At 68.8% G+C, this 16,639-nt stretch carries 15 protein-coding genes; 4 read left to right on the top strand and 11 right to left on the bottom strand.

Annotation, left to right across the window (positions count from 1 at the left end; genetic code table 11):
* Positions 1-19: 19 nt before the first annotated feature.
* Complete coding sequence (locus KZC51_RS03355) at positions 20-1,231, top strand: AI-2E family transporter (protein WP_247628598.1); 1,212 nt, start codon at positions 20-22, stop codon at positions 1,229-1,231.
* 63 nt (positions 1,232-1,294) lie between these two features.
* On the opposite strand, the gene KZC51_RS03350 is transcribed toward KZC51_RS03355, so the two are convergent.
* The 9 genes from KZC51_RS03350 to KZC51_RS03310 all read right to left on the bottom strand — a co-directional run bounded on the left by KZC51_RS03350 (position 1,295) and on the right by KZC51_RS03310 (position 10,711).
* The gene (locus tag KZC51_RS03350) at positions 1,295-2,218 is read right to left on the bottom strand and encodes an ABC transporter substrate-binding protein (RefSeq protein WP_247628597.1); all 924 of its coding nucleotides are present in this window, start codon (positions 2,216-2,218) and stop codon (positions 1,295-1,297) included.
* Positions 2,219-2,280: 62 nt separating this feature from the next.
* Positions 2,281-3,009: an ABC transporter permease gene (locus KZC51_RS03345; protein WP_247628596.1), complete on the bottom strand. Its 729-nt coding sequence runs from the start codon at positions 3,007-3,009 to the stop codon at positions 2,281-2,283.
* A complete protein-coding gene (locus KZC51_RS03340; protein WP_247628595.1) occupies positions 3,006-3,686 on the bottom strand; it encodes an ABC transporter permease in 681 nt (226 codons plus the stop codon). The genes KZC51_RS03345 and KZC51_RS03340 overlap by 4 nt, the downstream gene beginning before the upstream one ends.
* Positions 3,683-4,570 carry an ABC transporter ATP-binding protein gene (locus tag KZC51_RS03335; RefSeq protein WP_247628594.1) on the bottom strand — a complete coding sequence of 296 codons (888 nt, stop codon included), beginning with the start codon at positions 4,568-4,570 and terminating at the stop codon, positions 3,683-3,685. Before KZC51_RS03335 ends, KZC51_RS03340 begins: the two co-directional genes overlap by 4 nt.
* A gap of 67 nt (positions 4,571-4,637) precedes the next feature.
* A complete protein-coding gene (locus KZC51_RS03330) occupies positions 4,638-4,940 on the bottom strand; it encodes a DUF427 domain-containing protein (RefSeq protein ID WP_141873806.1) in 303 nt (100 codons plus the stop codon).
* A gap of 207 nt (positions 4,941-5,147) precedes the next feature.
* On the bottom strand, positions 5,148-6,587 hold the full coding sequence (locus tag KZC51_RS03325; RefSeq protein WP_247628593.1) for a dihydrolipoyl dehydrogenase family protein: 1,440 nt from the start codon (positions 6,585-6,587) through the stop codon (positions 5,148-5,150).
* Between the two features lie 95 nt (positions 6,588-6,682).
* Positions 6,683-8,053 carry an MFS transporter gene (locus KZC51_RS03320; protein WP_247630579.1) on the bottom strand — a complete coding sequence of 457 codons (1,371 nt, stop codon included), beginning with the start codon at positions 8,051-8,053 and terminating at the stop codon, positions 6,683-6,685.
* Positions 8,054-8,269: 216 nt separating this feature from the next.
* On the bottom strand, positions 8,270-9,370 hold the full coding sequence (locus tag KZC51_RS03315) for a lactonase family protein (protein WP_247628592.1): 1,101 nt from the start codon (positions 9,368-9,370) through the stop codon (positions 8,270-8,272).
* A gap of 54 nt (positions 9,371-9,424) precedes the next feature.
* Positions 9,425-10,711, bottom strand: a complete 1,287-nt coding sequence (locus KZC51_RS03310; protein ID WP_247628591.1) for an adenylosuccinate synthase — start codon at positions 10,709-10,711, stop codon at positions 9,425-9,427.
* A gap of 328 nt (positions 10,712-11,039) precedes the next feature.
* On the opposite strand from KZC51_RS03310, the gene KZC51_RS03305 reads away from it, so the two are divergent.
* A complete protein-coding gene (locus KZC51_RS03305) occupies positions 11,040-11,960 on the top strand; it encodes a DMT family transporter (RefSeq protein WP_247628590.1) in 921 nt (306 codons plus the stop codon).
* A 150-nt stretch (positions 11,961-12,110) separates the two neighbouring features.
* On the opposite strand, the gene KZC51_RS03300 is transcribed toward KZC51_RS03305, so the two are convergent.
* Complete coding sequence (locus KZC51_RS03300; protein ID WP_247628589.1) at positions 12,111-12,779, bottom strand: GntR family transcriptional regulator; 669 nt, start codon at positions 12,777-12,779, stop codon at positions 12,111-12,113.
* A gap of 172 nt (positions 12,780-12,951) precedes the next feature.
* Here KZC51_RS03300 and KZC51_RS03295 point away from each other — a divergent pair, with 172 nt between their 5' ends.
* Positions 12,952-13,647, top strand: a complete 696-nt coding sequence (locus KZC51_RS03295; protein WP_247628588.1) for a Pr6Pr family membrane protein — start codon at positions 12,952-12,954, stop codon at positions 13,645-13,647.
* A 72-nt stretch (positions 13,648-13,719) separates the two neighbouring features.
* Here the strand turns inward: KZC51_RS03295 and KZC51_RS03290 are convergent, their stop codons facing one another.
* Positions 13,720-15,144 carry a trimethylamine monooxygenase gene (locus tag KZC51_RS03290; protein WP_308194285.1) on the bottom strand — a complete coding sequence of 475 codons (1,425 nt, stop codon included), beginning with the start codon at positions 15,142-15,144 and terminating at the stop codon, positions 13,720-13,722.
* Between the two features lie 381 nt (positions 15,145-15,525).
* Here KZC51_RS03290 and KZC51_RS03285 point away from each other — a divergent pair, with 381 nt between their 5' ends.
* The gene (locus KZC51_RS03285) at positions 15,526-16,629 is read left to right on the top strand and encodes an AAA family ATPase (protein WP_372491747.1); all 1,104 of its coding nucleotides are present in this window, start codon (positions 15,526-15,528) and stop codon (positions 16,627-16,629) included.
* Positions 16,630-16,639 lie beyond the last annotated feature (10 nt).

The following is a 16,639-nucleotide window of genomic DNA, read 5'->3' as shown; positions in this document are numbered from 1 at the left end:
GCACCGCTATCGTGAGCACATGAGCAACGACGAGTCGCCAGCATCCGTTCCCGCTGAGCAGTCGGCGGACACCGCCTCCGACCAGATCGCTCCGACCCCCGCTGCTCCGTCCGAGCCGGCGTCATCGGGCGAGCCGGAGCCTCGTCGCGTGGTGGTCGAGCCGATGACGCCGAGCCGCTCCTTCTGGACCCGGATCGACCGCCCCTTCGTGTTCGGCTTCCTGGTGACCCTCGGCGCACTCGGCGCGATCCTGCTCGGCCTTGCGCTGAGCAACCTGGCGACCGTCCTCATCTACATCGCCCTCGCGCTGTTCGCGGCTCTCGGACTCGACCCGGCCGTGCGCTTCCTCGAACGCCGGGGGCTCACGCGCACGATCTCGGTGCTCATCGTCATCCTGAGCCTGATCGTCGTGATCGCACTCATCCTCTGGATGATCCTGCCGATCGTGATCGAGCAGATCGCCAGCTTCGTGCGGTCGGTCCCCGGCATGATCGCGGACTTCCAGCGCAGCGACATCTACGCGACCCTCGAGAAGCAGTTCGGCGATCAGTTCCAGGACCTCGTCGCCGACGTGCAGAAGTTCCTCACCGACCCGGGCAACATCGCCACCATCGGCGGAGGCGCCCTGCAGGTCGGCGCATCGATCGCGACCGCCATCTCCGGTGTGATCGTCGTGCTGGTGCTCACGCTCTACTTCGTCGCGTCACTGCCCGGCATGAAGCACAGCCTGCTGCGCCTGGTGCCCGCCCGCGACCGCGCTCGCACCAGCGACATCACCGACCAGATCACCGACTCGGTGGGCGGCTACGTCATGGGCATGGTGGTGCTGGCGTTCTTCAACGCGATCCTCGCGTTCCTGCTGTACTTCTTCCTCGGACTGCCGTTCCCCCCGCTGATGGCGACCGTCGCGTTCTGCATCACCCTGATCCCGCTCGTCGGTTCGGTGATGTTCTGGATCATCGGTACGACGCTCGCCCTGTTCACGAACCCGCTCGGAGCGCTGATCTTCGCGATCGTGTACCTCGTCTACATGCAGATCGAGGCGTACGTCATCACGCCGCGCGTCATGAACAAGGCCATCGCGATCCCCGGTTCGCTCGTCGTGATCGGCGCCCTCGCCGGCGGCACGCTGCTCGGTCTGCTCGGCGCTCTCGTGGCGGTGCCGGTGGCGGCATCCATCCTCATCATCATCAAGCAGGTCTGGGTGCCACGGCAGGACGCCCGGGTCTAGTCGGCTCGCCCGCACGCAGAAGTGCCCGGACCCATAGGCCCGGGCACTTCGTGTGAGGACGAGTCAGAGCAGGCCGTTGTCGGTCAGCCACTTCTTCGCGATGTCCTCCGGCGACTTCTGGTCGACCGTGCTCAAGACGTTGAGCGACACGAGCTCCTCGGCGGTCAGCTTGGCGCTGATCGCGTTGAGCACGCCGGACACGTCATCGGCGATGTCGCTCGAGACGATCGGCACGACGTTCGACGAGATGATCAGGTTCTCCGGGTCCTCCAGAGCGACGATGTCCTCCGTCTCGAACGCCGGGTCGGCGGTGTAGATGTCGGCCACCTGGATCTGGCCGGCGAGCAGCGACTCGAGCGTGGTCGGGCCGGTGGCCGAGAATGCCAGGTCGACACCGTAGACCTCCTTGGCCTTGGCCGGACTGTACGGACGCTCCTCGAACTCGGGCGCCGCGCCGATCGTGAGCGGCGTCGTCACGTTCTTGAGGTCGCCGATCGTCTTCAGGTCGTTCTCCTCGGCGAAGCTCTTGAGCACCGTGTAGGAGTCCTGGTCGGAGGCCTCGGCGAAGTCGAGAGCCGTGAGGCTGTCGGGCAGGGCATCCTGCAGCGCCTTGTAGACGTCGTCGGGGGTGGTGACGGTGACATCGTCGTCCGAGATGTACTCGAGCAGGCTGCCCGTGTACTCCGGGAAGACGTTGATCGCGCCGGACTCGACATCGGGCATGTACGCGTCGCGCTGGCCGATGCTGAATTCGCGCTTGACCGTGTGGCCGTCGGCCTCGAGCGCCTGTGCGTAGATCTCCGCGATGATCTCGTTGGAGTAGTACGCCTGCGAGCCGATGACGATCGTGTCGCCGCTGCCCGCGCTCTCTCCGGCGTCGGACGGCTCGGAGAGCGGGTTGCTCGAACCGCAGGCGGACAGGGCGATGGTCGCGGCGGCGATCAGGCCGACGACGGCCGCGGAACGCGTGCCTCGTGCTGTGAACATGGACTTCCTCTTTTCTGGGACTGCTGTGGGACGACGGTGGGAAACGGTTCCGGTGCGGATGATCAGGCGGTGGCGGGCGCTGCGGTCGGAGACGGGGCTGCCGCACGGCGGCGAGGCGCACGGCTCTGGCGCAGCCCGGCGGGGACGGCCGCGTACTGCGCCACGGCGAGCAGCAGGTCGACGATCAGCGCGAGGATGGCGACGAGGAGCGCCCCTGCGAGCACCTGGTCGAACCTCTGCAGCGGAATGCCCTGGATGATCGGGTAGCCGAGACCGCCGAGACCGATGTAGGCCGCGATCGTCACGGTCGCGATGACCTGCAGCAGAGCCGAACGGATGCCGCCGACGAGAAGCGGCAGCCCGAGACGCACCTCGACCTTCCAGAAGATCTGCCATCCGGTCATGCCCATGGCCTTCGCGGCGTCGATCACGCGGCGGTCGATGGCCTCGAGTCCGGTGTAGGCGCCGGCCAGCAGCGAGGGGATCGCGAGGAGCACGAACGTGGTGATCGCGGCCTGCGGAACCCGCAGCACTCCGAGCAGCAGGACGAGAAGGATCATGAGCCCGAAAGCGGGGATCGCGCGTGCCGCTCCCGACACGGCGACGGCGATCTCACGCCCCTTGCCGGTGTGGCCGATGAGCCAGCCGATCGGCACCGCGATCGCCATGGCGATCAGCACGGAGACGGCCGTCAGAGTGAGGTGCTCGGCGAGGAGCTTGGGCAGCGCGTAGTTCCCGGTCCACTGCGCGGGAGCGAGCATCCAGGCGAAGGCCTCGGCGAAGAGGTTCATGCGGCGGCCCTCACGGGAACGGCGCGGCTCGCGGTGACCCGACTGGCTGCGGTGGTCCACGGCATCAGCGCGCGCCCGATGAGCAGCAGGATCAGATCGAGGATCAGGGCGATCACGACGACGGCGATGACACCGGCGAACACCTCGGCGATGATGCGGCGATCGAGTCCGTTCGTGAAGAGGTAGCCGAGGTTCGAGACCCCGATCAGGATGCCGACGGTCGCGAGCGAGATGGTGCTCACCGCCGTGACCCGGAGTCCGGCGAGGATCACCGGACCAGCGAGTGGGAACTCCACGGTCCAGAAGCGTCGGAAGGAGGCGAAGCCCGTGGCGGTGGCCGCCTGACGCACGTCATCATCGACCGAGTCGAGGCCGTCGGACACCGCTCGCACGAGGATCGCGATCGCGTAGATCGTCAGCGCGACCATCAGGTTCGCCTCGCTGCGCGCCGAGTAACCGGCGACGGTGGGCAGCAGGATCAGCAGCGCGAGCGAGGGGATCGTGTAGAGCAGCCCGGTGAGCACGATGATCGGGCCGCGCACGAGCCGGTACCGCCAGGCCACCCAGCCCAGCGGGAGCGAGAGCACGAATCCGAGCACGATCGGGATGATGCTCTGACGCAGATGCACCAGAGTCAGATCGAGGATCAGACCGAGGTTGTCGGTGACCCAGTTCACGCGAGTCCGCCCTCTGTCACGCCGAGGGCGACCGCATCCGGTCCGGCGAGAGGACCGTCCGAGGTCTCCGGTGCCGCGACGATCGCGCCCTGCGTACGCCCCTCGGAGTCGACCACGACCGTGCCGTGCGGGGTCTTCTTCAGGTGCAGCGCCCGGCGTCCTCGGTCGGCGCCGATGAACGCGGCGACGAAGTCGTCTGCGGGGCTTTCGATGATCTCGCTCGGACTGCCCACCTGCACGATGCGCGCGCCCTTGTCGAGGATGACCACCTGGTCGCCGAGCAGGAACGCCTCGTCGATGTCATGCGTGACGAAGACGACCGTCTTGTCGAGCTCGCGCTGCAGACGCAGCGTCTCCTGCTGCAGGTCGGCACGCACGATAGGGTCGACCGCACCGAAAGGCTCGTCCATGAGGAGGATGTTGGGATCGGCGGCGAGACCACGCGCCACACCGACACGCTGCTGCTGGCCGCCCGAGAGCTGGCTGGGGTAGCGGTCGGCGAGGGCCTGGTCGAGCCCCACCGTGTCGAGCAGCGTGCGGGCCCGCTTGTGGGCCTCCGCCTTCTTCACCCCGGTGAGCCGCAGCACGGTCGCCACGTTGTCGATCACGGTGAAGTGCGGCATGAGGCCGGAGTTCTGCATGACGTAGCCGATGCGCCGTCGCAGCTGCACCGGATCGCCCACCAGCACGTTCTCGCCGTCGATCTCGATGTCGCCGGAGGTCGGCTCGACCATGCGGTTGATCATGCGCAGCAGAGTGGTCTTGCCGCAGCCGGATGAGCCGACGAACACCGTGGTCTTGCGCGACGGGAGCACCAGGCTGAAGTCGTTCACGGCGACCGTGCCGTCGGGGAACTGCTTGGTGACGTTTCGGAACTCGATCATGGCTGGTCTCCAGTCGGTCGATCGACGAGGCGTGCGTCGGCGCCGCGGCGCCGCCAGAGGGAGGTCACTACGGTCCGACCTCGACGCCGGGGGCGAAGGCCACGTAGCCGGAGAAGTCCGTGCCGACCCGCTCGAAGGCGGACGGATACGGGTCGGGGTACGACCACGCGAGGTCGGTGTGGAGGCTGCCCCCCGCCTGCACCGAGTAGTACTGGCACACGCCCTTCCAGGGACACGTATACGGCGTGGGGCTCTCGACGAGCACTCCGGGCGTGACGGAAGCCGGCGGGAAGTACCAGTTTCCTTCGATGCGGACGAGGTCTCCCTCATCTGCTTCGGCGATGACGGTTCCTGCGAGTACAGCCTTCATGGTCCTGCCTCCTCGGATTCGGGTTCGAGCGTATAAGAGGTCTGCGACATCCGCGCCAGGGTTGCGCGCGAAGCCGTCAATGTGAGACACAATCCGCTTCGGCACGCGGGCGCGCAAGAGGATCGAGCCGACTCGCGGATTGTTCGGAGCGCACGTCGGAACGGATGGCGCAGCGCGACATCCGTTCTCCCTCGGCGCCCGCGAGGATCACGCCGACTGCCGCCCGTAGCCCTCGAGCAGCCGCAACCAGACCTCGCTCACGGTCGGGTACGAGGGCACCGCGTGCCAGAGGCGGGCGATCGGCACCTCGCCCACGATCGCGACCGTCGCGGTCTGCACGAGCTCGGCCACCTCGGGTCCGACGAACGTGGCACCGATCACGACGTCACGGTCGGTGTCGATCACCAGACGCGCCTGCCCGTCGAACCCGTCCTCGTAGAGGCTCGCACCGGCGACCCCGCCCAGGTCGTAGTCGACGACCTGCACCGCGCGTCCGGCGTCACGCGCCGCCTTCTCGGTGAGCCCGACCGACGCCACCTCCGGGAACGAGAAGGTCACCTGCGGCACGGCGCTGTGGTCGGCCGTCGCGACGTGGCGCCCCCATGCTCCGTCATCCACGGTGTCGTCCTTCGCCCTGGCGACGATCACATCGCCGGCCGCACGCGCCTGGTACTTGCCCTGGTGCGTCAGCAGCACGCGGCCGTTGACGTCGCCGACCGCGTAGAGCCAGTCCGACCCGGGAACCCGCAGTGTGTCATCCGTCTCGATCCAGCGCCCGGGCTCGAGACCTGCGACCTCGAGGCCGATGTCGCCGCTGCGCGGTGAGCGTCCTGTGGCCGCGAGCACCTCGGTCGCGACGACCGTGGAGCCGTCGTCGAGGGTCACCGTCACGCCGTCGTCGCCACGGTGCACCGAACCGGTGCCCGTGCCGGTGCGCACATCGACCCCGAGCTCGCGCAGCCCCGCGGCCACCCGCTCTCCGGCGAACGGCTCCATCGAGGCCAGCAGCTCGCCCCGCGCGATGAGCGTCACGGTCGACCCGAGCGCCGCGTAGGCGGTCGCCATCTCGACCGCCACCACGCCGCCGCCGATCACAGCGAGAGAATCCGGAAGCTCCTCGGCACTGGTCGCCTCGCGACTGGTCCACGGCGACGCCTCGCGCAGCCCGTCGATCGGCGGGATGACGGCATCCGATCCCGTGCTGATCGCCACCGCATGACGGGCATGCAGCACGCGGGTGCCGCCGTCGGCATCCGTCACGGTCACCTCGCGCTCGCCCGTGAGGCGTCCGTGCCCGCGGGCCAGGTCGATGCCGGCCGAGTCGAGCCACTTCACCTGTCCATCGTCCGACCAGTTGCTGGTGAACGAGTCGCGGCGCTCGAACACGGCGCGCACGTCGAGCTTTCCGGTGACGGCCTCAGCTGCGCCCTTCACGTGCTGCGCGGCCCTGAGCGCCTGCGCCGAGCGCAGCAGCGCCTTCGACGGCATGCACGCCCAGTACGAGCACTCGCCTCCGACGAGCTCGCTCTCTACGATGATCGCGGTGAGCCCTCCCTGCACGGCGCGGTCGGCGACGTTCTCGCCGACCGGACCCCCGCCCAGCACGATCAGGTCGTATTCATCGGTCCGTGTGTTGTCAGCGCTCATGACCCAAGCCTCTCGTCGCCGGTCGTCATGATCAAGACCAACGTCGGATCAGGGGGCCGATGTTCCCCGACGCGCCGATCGCATGGCTCGTGGGCTCACACCTCGACGGGCCGAGGCTGCCGCGTCGCGAGCCGGGGCGCGAGCAGCACCGCGGCGATGCCGATGACAGCGGCGAGCGTGAACACGGTCGTGAACGGATCGGCGACCGACGCCAGGCTCGCGAACAGCACGCCCGTGATGGCGAGGGCCAGCGCGCTGCCGAACGAGTCCGCGACCGTCATGGCCGAGCTGTTGAAGCCCTGCGTCTCGGGTGTCGACAGCGCGAGGGTGAGCGCGCTGGTGCGCGGGCTCATGAGGCCCATGCCCGTTCCCGCGACGATCCAGGCGGCGATGATCAGAGCGGCATCCGCGCGGAGGGCTGCCGTCGCCAGGGCCATGCCGATGCCGACGAGCACCAGGACCGTGCCGATCCGCACGGCGAAGACACTCGACAACCGCGCGCCCATGCGGCCCTGCACCGTCGCGGCGACCGACCACGCCAGCGCCCCGCCCGTGAGCGAGAGCCCGGCGAGAGTCGGCGAGACCTCATAGCGCTCGGTGAGCAGGTAAGGGATGTACACCTGGGCACCGAAGAACGCCGCGGCAGCCAGACCGCGCACCAGGATGACCGAGGGCAGACCCCGACGCGCACGCAGGGTGCCGCGCGGCAACAGCGGACGCACCGCCACCAGGGCCACGATCACCGCGACGACCGCCAGCACCGGACCGACACCCGGCACATCGCCGAGCAGGTTGAGCCCCAGCACGGCGACCGCCGCCAGCACCGACCAGCCGAGGCGGCCGAACGCCCACGGGGTCGACGCGTCGCCGTCTCCCTGAGCCAGTCCGCGCAGTGCGGGCACGACCATGAGCAGCGCCACCAGCACGAGCACGACGACGCCGAGGAACACCCAATGCCAGCTCCAGAGCTCGGTCACGGCACCGGCGACGGTGGGGCCGATCAGCGAAGGCACCACCCAGGCGGCCGCGAACCCGGCGAAGATCGCGGGGTGGAGGTCGCGGGGGTACACCCGGGCGACCACGACGTAGAGGGCGACGGTGAGCGCACCGCTGCCGAGGCCCTGGGCGAAGCGGCCGGCGACCAGCACCTCCATGGTGGGCGCGAAACCGGCGACGAGCAGGCCGATCACGAAGATGCCGACCGAGGTGTACAGCGGCTCGACGGGTCCGCGACGGTCGGCCCAGTTGCCCGCCGCGACCATGCCGATCACACCGGTGGCGAGCGGACCGGCGAACGCGAGGGCATACAGCCGCTCCCCGTCGAGGTCGGCGCTCACGGCCGGCATCACCGTGGTCACGGCCAGCGACTCGAAGGCCCCGAGGAAGACCAGGGCGCACGCGCCGATCGTGATCCAGAGGTATGCGCCGCTCAGGATGCCCGGTGCTGTCACCGTCGTGGCGCGCATCTCGCCCGTTTCCGTCGTCATAGGTTCGACCGTAGAACCTCAACAAAGGTTGAGGTCAAGCCGCGGCGTTCACAACTCCTCAAGAACTGCGCCGGAGCCCGGGGGCAGCCCCGCATCCTCGCCGATTCAGGCCAGCTGGTCGACCGCGGGCGCGGTTCTTTGAGGAGTTGTGAACGCGAGCCGGGCGGGCCGGGCGGGCCGGGCGGGCCGGGCGCCTCAGCCCACCGGCAGGAAGCAGGTCGGCGAGGGGGCTGCGGCCTCGTGCCGGATGCCGAGGGGTGCGCCCGTGCGCTCGTCGAGGTCGAGCAGCGTGATCGTGTCGGACAGCTGCCCGGCGACGAGGAGCTTGCCCTCGTACACGAGGTGATGACGCGGCCAGTCCACCCCGGAGTCGGCGAGCGCGATCGGCTCCAGCGACTCTCCGCCGCCGCGCACCCGGAGCGCCGCGATCGTGTTGCTGCCGCGCAGCGCCGTGTACAGGAACGCCCCGTCGCGGGTGCGGGCGAGCTCGGCGGGGAAGTCGGTGCCGATCTGGGCGATCGGGCTCGACAGCACCGATGAGGCGATGCTCCAGGTGCCGTCGGGGCCGGCGGCGAGGGTGAAGACCTCGCACGAGTACTCGGTCACGACGTGCAGGTGTCCGCTCGGGTGCATGACCATGTGACGAGGGCCGGTGCCCAGGGGCAGCGTGACCTCATGGTCGAGTGCGAGCCCGGTCGCGGTGAGACGCCAGATGCGCACCAGGTCGAAGCCGAGGTCGGTGGTCGCGATGCGGCCGTCCGGCAGGAACGCGGCCGCGTGAGCATGCGAGGCGCGGTCTCCGCCGGCAGCGTGAGGGTCGGATGCCGCGGCACCGACACCGGCCGGCACCGCCTCCGGCTGCTCCTCGCCGAGCAGTGCGGCACGGAGAGCGGCGGCGGCATTGTCACGGTCGGCCACAGGGCGGCCCGTGGCGTCGAGGCCGATGCGCACGACACGACCGTCGCCGTAGCAGCTGGCGATCAGAGCGGAGCCGTTCGGCGCGACCGCGACGTGGCACACCGAGTCCCCGGCCTCGACCGGGTCGCCGAGAGGTGCGAGCGTCGCATCCCCCGTGCGGACGAACGCCTGCACGGCAGCGGCACCCTCCAAAGCGGCGTAGACGACGTCGAGCGAGGGATGCCGCGCGAGCCACGACGGCGACGACGGCGTGTCGGTCACCGCCCCGCGGTACGCGAGGGTCGTGGCCTCCCGCCCCGCGTCACCGGCGAGCAGCCCGATGCCGTCTGCCGAACCATCCATGCCGGAGCCGTAGCCGCCGAGCCAGAACCGCGTCATGCTCTCCCTCTCACCGGCGGCAGCGCCGCTCGGTCGATGCGCCCCTCGAACGTGTCAGTCGAGCAGGTCGTGACGGACGATCACCTGGTCGCGCTCGGGGCCGACGCCGATCACCGAGATGCGCGTGTTGCTCATCTTCTCGAGCGCCAGCACGTAGTCCTGCGCGTTCTGCGGCAGGTCCTCGAAGGTGCGCGCGACCGAGATGTCCTCGTTCCACCCGGGGAAGTACTCCAGGATGGGCTTCGCGTGGTGGAAGTCGGTCTGGTTCACCGGCACCTCGTCGAAGCGCTCGCCGTCGACGTCGTACGCCACGCACACCGGGATCTGCTCGAGACCGGTGAGGATGTCGAGCTTGGTCAGCACCAGGTCGGTGATGCCGTTGATACGCGTCGCGTAACGGGTGATGGGCGCGTCGTACCAGCCGACGCGGCGCGGACGGCCGGTCGTGGTGCCGAACTCGAAGCCCTGCTTGCGCAGCCATTCGCCCTGCTCGTCGAAGAGCTCGGTCGGGAAGGGGCCGGACCCCACGCGCGTCGTGTAGGCCTTGACGATGCCGACGATGCGGTCGAGCGCTCCGGGGCCGACACCGGCGCCGGTCGCCGCACCTCCGGCCGTCGCCGATGACGAGGTCACGAACGGGTAGGTGCCGTGGTCGATGTCGAGCATCGTCGCCTGGCCGCCCTCGAACACGACGACCTCGCCGCGGTCCAGGGCCTGTGCGATCAGGTAGCCGGTGTCGGCGACCATCGGCCGCAGCCGATCGGCGTACGACAGCAGGTCCTCGACGATCTCGTCGGCGGTGATGGCACGACGGTTGAAGATCTTCACCAGCAGGTGGTTCTTCTGGTCGAGCGCGCCCTCGACCTTCTGGCGCAGGATGTTCTCGTCGAAGATGTCCTGCACGCGGATGCCGACGCGGTTGATCTTGTCGGCGTAGGCCGGGCCGATGCCGCGACCGGTCGTGCCGATCATGCGCTTGCCGAGGAAGCGCTCGGTGACCTTGTCGAGCGTGCGGTGGTACTGCGTGATGATGTGCGCGTTGGCACTGACCTTCAGCCGCGAGACATCGATGCCGCGGGCGGCGAGCGCCTCGAGCTCGAAGAACAGCACCTCGAGGTCGACGACCACACCGTTGCCGATGACCGGGGTCACACCGGGAGAGAGGATGCCGGAGGGCAGCAGGTGCAGCGCGTACTTCTCGTCGCCGACGACCACGGTGTGCCCGGCGTTGTTGCCGCCGTTGAACTTCACCACCCAGTCGGTGCGCTCACCGAGCAGATCGGTGGCCTTGCCTTTTCCTTCGTCTCCCCATTGCACGCCGACGATTACGATTCCTGGCATGGGTGTCCCCCCTGCTTTCGCCGGGTTTGCACCGGCCGATGAGCTGGCCCTCTTCGGGCTACTCCATCCTAGCGAAGGGGGCTCCGGGCCCTTCCGGCGCAGGCTTGTGCGGGTGTGGTGGTCCCGGGGAAAGCCTCACGCCCCGGGGGAACCACCTCACGGATCGAAGGGGATCTCGTATGAAGGAGCGGATGCGGCATCCGCTCCTTCATCTCGTGCGATCTCCTTCATTCCGTGCTCGACGAGTCGCCGGAGGAGGGGCGGAAATCCGTTGACGGCTGTCCGTCCGCGTATCGCCGATGTCGGTGGCCTCTGCGACGATCGGACCATGTCGAAGACCGCTCCCGTCTCCGGCGGCCTCCCGGTCACCAAGACGCAGGGACCGCTCGTGCTCGTCGCCGCCCTGGTGACGGTCGTGCTGTGGGCCTCGGCGTTCATCGGCATCCGCGGCGCGGGCCCGCACTACGACCCCGGCGCGCTGGCACTGCTGCGGATGGCCGTCGGCAGCGTGGCTCTCGCGATCATCGCGCTGCGCCACGGCATCCGGCTTCCGGCGAAGCGGCACTGGTGGCTCATCATCGCGTGGGGCGTCGGCTGGTTCTGCGTCTACAACCTGGCCCTCAACGCGGCAGAGCGCACGCTCGATGCGGGCACCGCCGCGATGGTCGTGAACCTCGCGCCACTCATGGTGGTGATCTTCAGCGGACTGTTCCTGCGCGAGGGATTCCCGAAACCCCTGGTGATCGGGGCGCCGATCGCCTTCCTCGGCGTGGTGCTGATCGGCATGAACTCGTCCACCAGCGCCGGCCCCGACATCACCGGCCTGCTGCTCGCCCTGCTCGCCGCGGTCATGTACGCGGGATGCACGCTCGTGCAGAAGTATCTGCTCAGCGCGGGAACCGACGCCACGACCCTCACCTGGTTCGGCGCACTGGCCGGAACCGTCGCCCTGCTGCCGTGGACGGGGAGCCTCATCGGGGCGCTGCAGACGGCTCCGCCGGACGCGACGCTCTGGGTCGTCTACCTCGGCATCTTCCCGACGGCCATCGCCTTCACGACCTGGGCCTACGTGCTGCAGCGCAGTACCGCGGGCCAGACATCCGCCACGACCTATGTGGTCCCGGCGGTCGCGATCCTGATGTCGTGGGCGATCCTCGGTGAGGTGCCGACGCCGCTGATGTTCCTCGGCGGCGCACTGTGCCTGCTCGGAGTGCTCGTCACGCGACTGCGGTGGGGCCGCCGCGCCTGACCCGGACTCTGTGACGGATCCCGGAAGGACGGGAGGGGTCGCGGCGTCCGCCCGACGGATCCCGGACTCTGTGACGGATCACGGAAGGTTCGATGGAAATTCGTCCGTGATCCGTCATCCACTCAGTGATCCGTCGGCCACTCCGCGACGTCACACCGGGAGCGAGTCCACCCCGACGCCGTGCTGACGGCGGAACCACAGCTCGGCGCCATCCGCATCTCCCGCCAGCATCGCGGCACGCATGTGCCGGTAGCACTCGCCCCGGAACTCCGCCGTGCCGATCAGCGTGCCGGCCTGTCGCAGGTTGCGCGCCACCAGCAGGCTCGCCTCGTGCATGACGGTCGCGAAGAGCCGATTGCCGGACTCGCGGGTCAGGAAGCCGACGAACATCCGCGAGGCGAGCATCAGGTCGTCGGCGTCACCGGCATCCGACGCCGCGATCATGCGATCCAGCATCGCGACGGCCTCCTGCAGCGCGCCGTCGTCCATCCGCCGCATGGCCAACTGCAGCGCCATGCCCGCCTGCATCCCGGTGTACTCGATGGTGCTGGCGATCATTTCCTCGGTGACCTCGGTGACGCGGGTGTAGCGGTTCGGCGCGACCTCGACGAGCCCGAGCCAGGTGAGCCGCTGCAGCGCCTCACGCACCGGCGTGCGCGAGATGCCGAGCGCTTCAGCGATGCTCTTGTCACTGACCTGCTGTCCACCCGCGATCCGGCCCGTGACGATCGCGTCGCTGACGGTCTCGAACACGCGATCGCTGAGCACGGCACCTGCGGCCAACGGTCCGAGGCTCTCCTGCAACGACGATTCGACCATGATCCCCACTTTCCCCGGCGCCCCCAGAGCGCGCGGCGTTCGATGCTATCGACCTTCCGCATGCATACCCTGACAGGCGTCTCCTGCCCGATCCCGCCCCCTGGTATTCGGAGATATCGTGAGCCGCGAGAGTGCGTGCACCGCGGCCACTACAGTGGCGCTCGGAGGCGAAATGACAACCTGGTGGCCTTACGCCCGCATTGCAGCAGCCCTGCTCGCTCTCGCGGCGATCATCGCCCAGCTGACGCGCTCCCTGCAGAACGCTCTCGAGGCGACCACGGAGTGGGGTGCGCACCTGCCGACCGTCGCCGCCAATTTCCTCAGCTTCTTCACGATCGAGGCGAACTTCCTTGCCGCGATCGTGCTGCTGATCGGCGCGGTCTGGGCGCTGCGTCACCGTTCGACGACGGATGCCGAACCGCACTGGCTCGCAGTGCTGCTCGTGTGCGTGAGCACGTACATGATCGTCACCGGCATCGTCTACAACATCCTGCTGCGCGGCGCGGAGCTGCCCCAGGGCGCTACGGTCCCGTGGTCGAACGAAGTGCTCCACGTCGTCATCCCGGTGTTCCTGCTCGCCGACGTGCTGTTCGCACCCCGACGCCGCGCACTCGGGTGGAACGCGATCTTTCTCACGGCGATCTTCCCGATCGTGTGGGCCGTCTACACGCTGGTCCGGGCGAACCTCATCATCGCGCCGGCGAGCGGCAAGCCCTGGTGGTACCCGTATCCGTTCCTCGATCCGCACCTGGTGCCGGGCGGGTACCTGGGCGTCTCGGCCTACATCCTCGGTATCGCGGTGGCGGTGATCGGGGTGGCCGCCGGCGTGGTCTGGGTCGGGCGCCGCCGCGGGACTCCCCCGGTCTGACGCGACCCGCCATCCGCCCCGACCCCGCCCCCACACCGGAGCGGGCGAAAGGGCGGAGTCGGCAGCGGCCGGTCAGGCGGTGGCGAGCACCTCACGGTCATCGTCGCGTGGCGCGTCACCGATGCTCCGAGCCGGCTCGACGGCATCCGGGTCCAGGTCGAGGTAGCGCTCGAGCGAGTCGTCGAGCTCCTCGAGCCACGGCGTGTGGTGCACGATCGCGAGGGTGCCGGTCATGACCGATTCATAGATGCGGTCGCGGTAGCCCATGATGTCGTGCTTCTTGTCGCGCTTCCACGCGAGGAAGATCTCGACGACCCGGTCGATGTCGAACTCCGGGTAGTCGGTGAGCTGGAGCAGATCACGGATGTAGTCGGCCTGGAAGCGGATCTCCGCCTCGACGGAATCGATCTGCCCGAACCGCGTGCGCCAGTCGGCGATCGATGTCGCGCGCTCCTGCTCGTCCGGCAGGGCCAGGCGGCCCAGGATGAGGTCGCGCACGTACCAGGCCTGTGCGTCGAACATGTTGAACGTGAACCACTGGTCCTGCGCGCCGAGGTATGCGAGCCGCGGGTTTCCCTGCCATACGACCCCGCGATACAGCCCGTCGGGGTAGACGTTGTTCGGCGACGAGAGAGCGAGGTCGTCGGGGAGGAACGGGTACTTGTGCAGGTATCCGGTGCACAGGATGACCGCGTCGAACCTCTTCGACGAACCGTCCGCGAAGTGCGCGATGCTGCCTTCGAAGCGTTCCACGCCCGGGCGCTCCTCGATGCCATCGGGCCAGTCGTAGCCCATGGGGGCCGAGCGGAAGCTCGCCGTCACCGAACGAGCGCCCATCTTGAACGCCTGGCTGCCGATGTCCTCCGCCGAGTAGCTCGCACCGATCACGAGCACGTCCTTGTCTGCGAAGGCCTCCGCGCCACGGAAGTCGTGGGCGTGGCTGAGGTAGCCGGGGAACGTCTCGATGCCGGGGAAATCCGGCACGTTCGGGAACGAGAAGTGTCCGCTGGCGATGATCACGCGGTCGAACTCCTCCACGGTCGAACGGCCGGTGGGAAGGTGCTCGCTCGTGAGCGTGAAGACCTCGCGCTCGCTGTCGAACTCGATCCACCTCACCACGGTCTGGAAGCGGATCAGGCCGCGCACGTCGCTCTTCTCCAGGCGTCCGGCGATGTAGTCCCACAGCACCGGGCGCGGCGGGTAGGAGGAGATGGGTCGGCCGAAGTGCTCGTCGAAGCTGTAGTCCGCGAACTCCAGCGCCTCCTTCGGTCCGTTCGACCACAGGTTGCGGTACATGCTGGAATGCACCGGCTCGCCGAACTCGTCCAGCCCGGTGCGCCAGGTGAAGTTCCACTGCCCGCCCCAGTCGTCCTGCTTCTCGAAGCAGACCAGGTCGGGGATCTCCGCCCCCGCTCGGGCCGCGGATTCGAAGGCCCGCAGCTGCGCCATGCCGGAGGGGCCGGCGCCGATGATCGCTACTCGTTCTCGCTTAGTCACGTATCGTCCTCATACTCTTCAGTCATGTATCGGGCGCGGCCGCATCCGAGCGAGGAACAGTTCTGTCCCGGGGGGAGCGATCGTGCTCGACCTGCCCGGAAAGCGGCTGCACTTCGACGTTAGCAGGGTCGATCCGGGGTGCCCTCGGCGCCGATTCGGGCACCGGCGACGCCATCCGCAGGAGCATCCGCCACCTGCAGGATCGGATGCCGGCGATTCGTCCTGCATCCGGCCATCGGTCCTTCACGTCGCGCGACAGCGGCGAACGGATGCCGGCGAGAGGCAAGCGGATGCCGGAGACCGTCGGCCCGGACGATGCGGTTACGCTGTTTCCGGGGGCAGCCGTGACGTGCACCTCCGCAAGATCGAGGGAGCCACCAGATGACCGAGCCCTACGCGTCGGACCCGCAGTCCTCGCAGGCCCCGCCGCCTCCGCCCGCGCCGACGGCAGCGCAGCGCCCGACCGTCACCGCACCGGCAGCGGCCACTCCGAACACCGGCACCCCGACCGATGCCGAGATGGCGCGTGCCGCCGAGGTGCTGTCGATCGTCTCCGCGTCGTACTCCGCGAAGATGGTCGGCCAGGAGCGGCTGCGCACGAGCCTGCTCGTGTCGCTGATCGCCGGCGGCCACATCCTGCTCGAGAGCGTTCCCGGTCTCGCGAAGACGACCGCGGCGAGCACGCTCGCCGACACCGTGAAGGCGCAGTTCAAGCGCATCCAGTGCACGCCCGACCTGCTGCCCAGCGACATCACGGGCAACCAGATCTACGACGCCGCCACCGGAACCTTCCGCACCGTGCTCGGCCCTGTGCACGCGAACTTCGTGCTGCTCGACGAGATCAACCGCTCGAGCGCCAAGACCCAGAGCGCGATGCTCGAGGCGATGCAGGAGCATCAGACCACGATCGGCGGCGAGGTGCACCACCTGCCCAAGCCGTTCCTGGTGATCGCGACGCAAAACCCGATCGAGCAGGAAGGCACCTACGAGCTGCCCGAGGCGCAGATGGACCGCTTCCTGCTCAAGGAGATCGTCGAGTACCCGAGCCCGGCCGAGGAGTTCGAGATCCTCAGCCGCATCGACTCGGGCGTGCTCGACCCCGACCGTCACGTGAGCAGTTCCATCTCGCTCGACGATGTGCGCCTGCTGCAGGATGTGGCGAGCCGCATCTACGTCGATCCCGCGATCCGCAACTACATCGTCTCGATCGCCTACGTCACCCGGAACCCGGCGCCGTACATCGGCGAGGACCGCGCGCGATTCATCAAGTACGGCGCGAGCCCGCGCGCGAGCATCGCGTTCCTGCAGGCATCGCGCGCCCTCGCATTGCTGAGCGGCCGCTCGCACGTGCTGCCGGAGGACATCCGCGCGCTGCGCCACCTGGTGCTCCGCCACCGCGTGCTGCTGACGTTCGAGGCCGACGCCGAGGGCATCCGCAGCGAGGAGATCATCGACCAGATCTTCGCCTCCGTGCCCACCCCCTGACCCTTCGACC

The sequence above is a fragment of the Microbacterium croceum genome (genome assembly GCF_023091245.1).
GTDB lineage: Bacteria > Actinomycetota > Actinomycetes > Actinomycetales > Microbacteriaceae > Microbacterium > Microbacterium croceum.
This window is presented reverse-complemented; position numbering and strand designations above follow the sequence as displayed.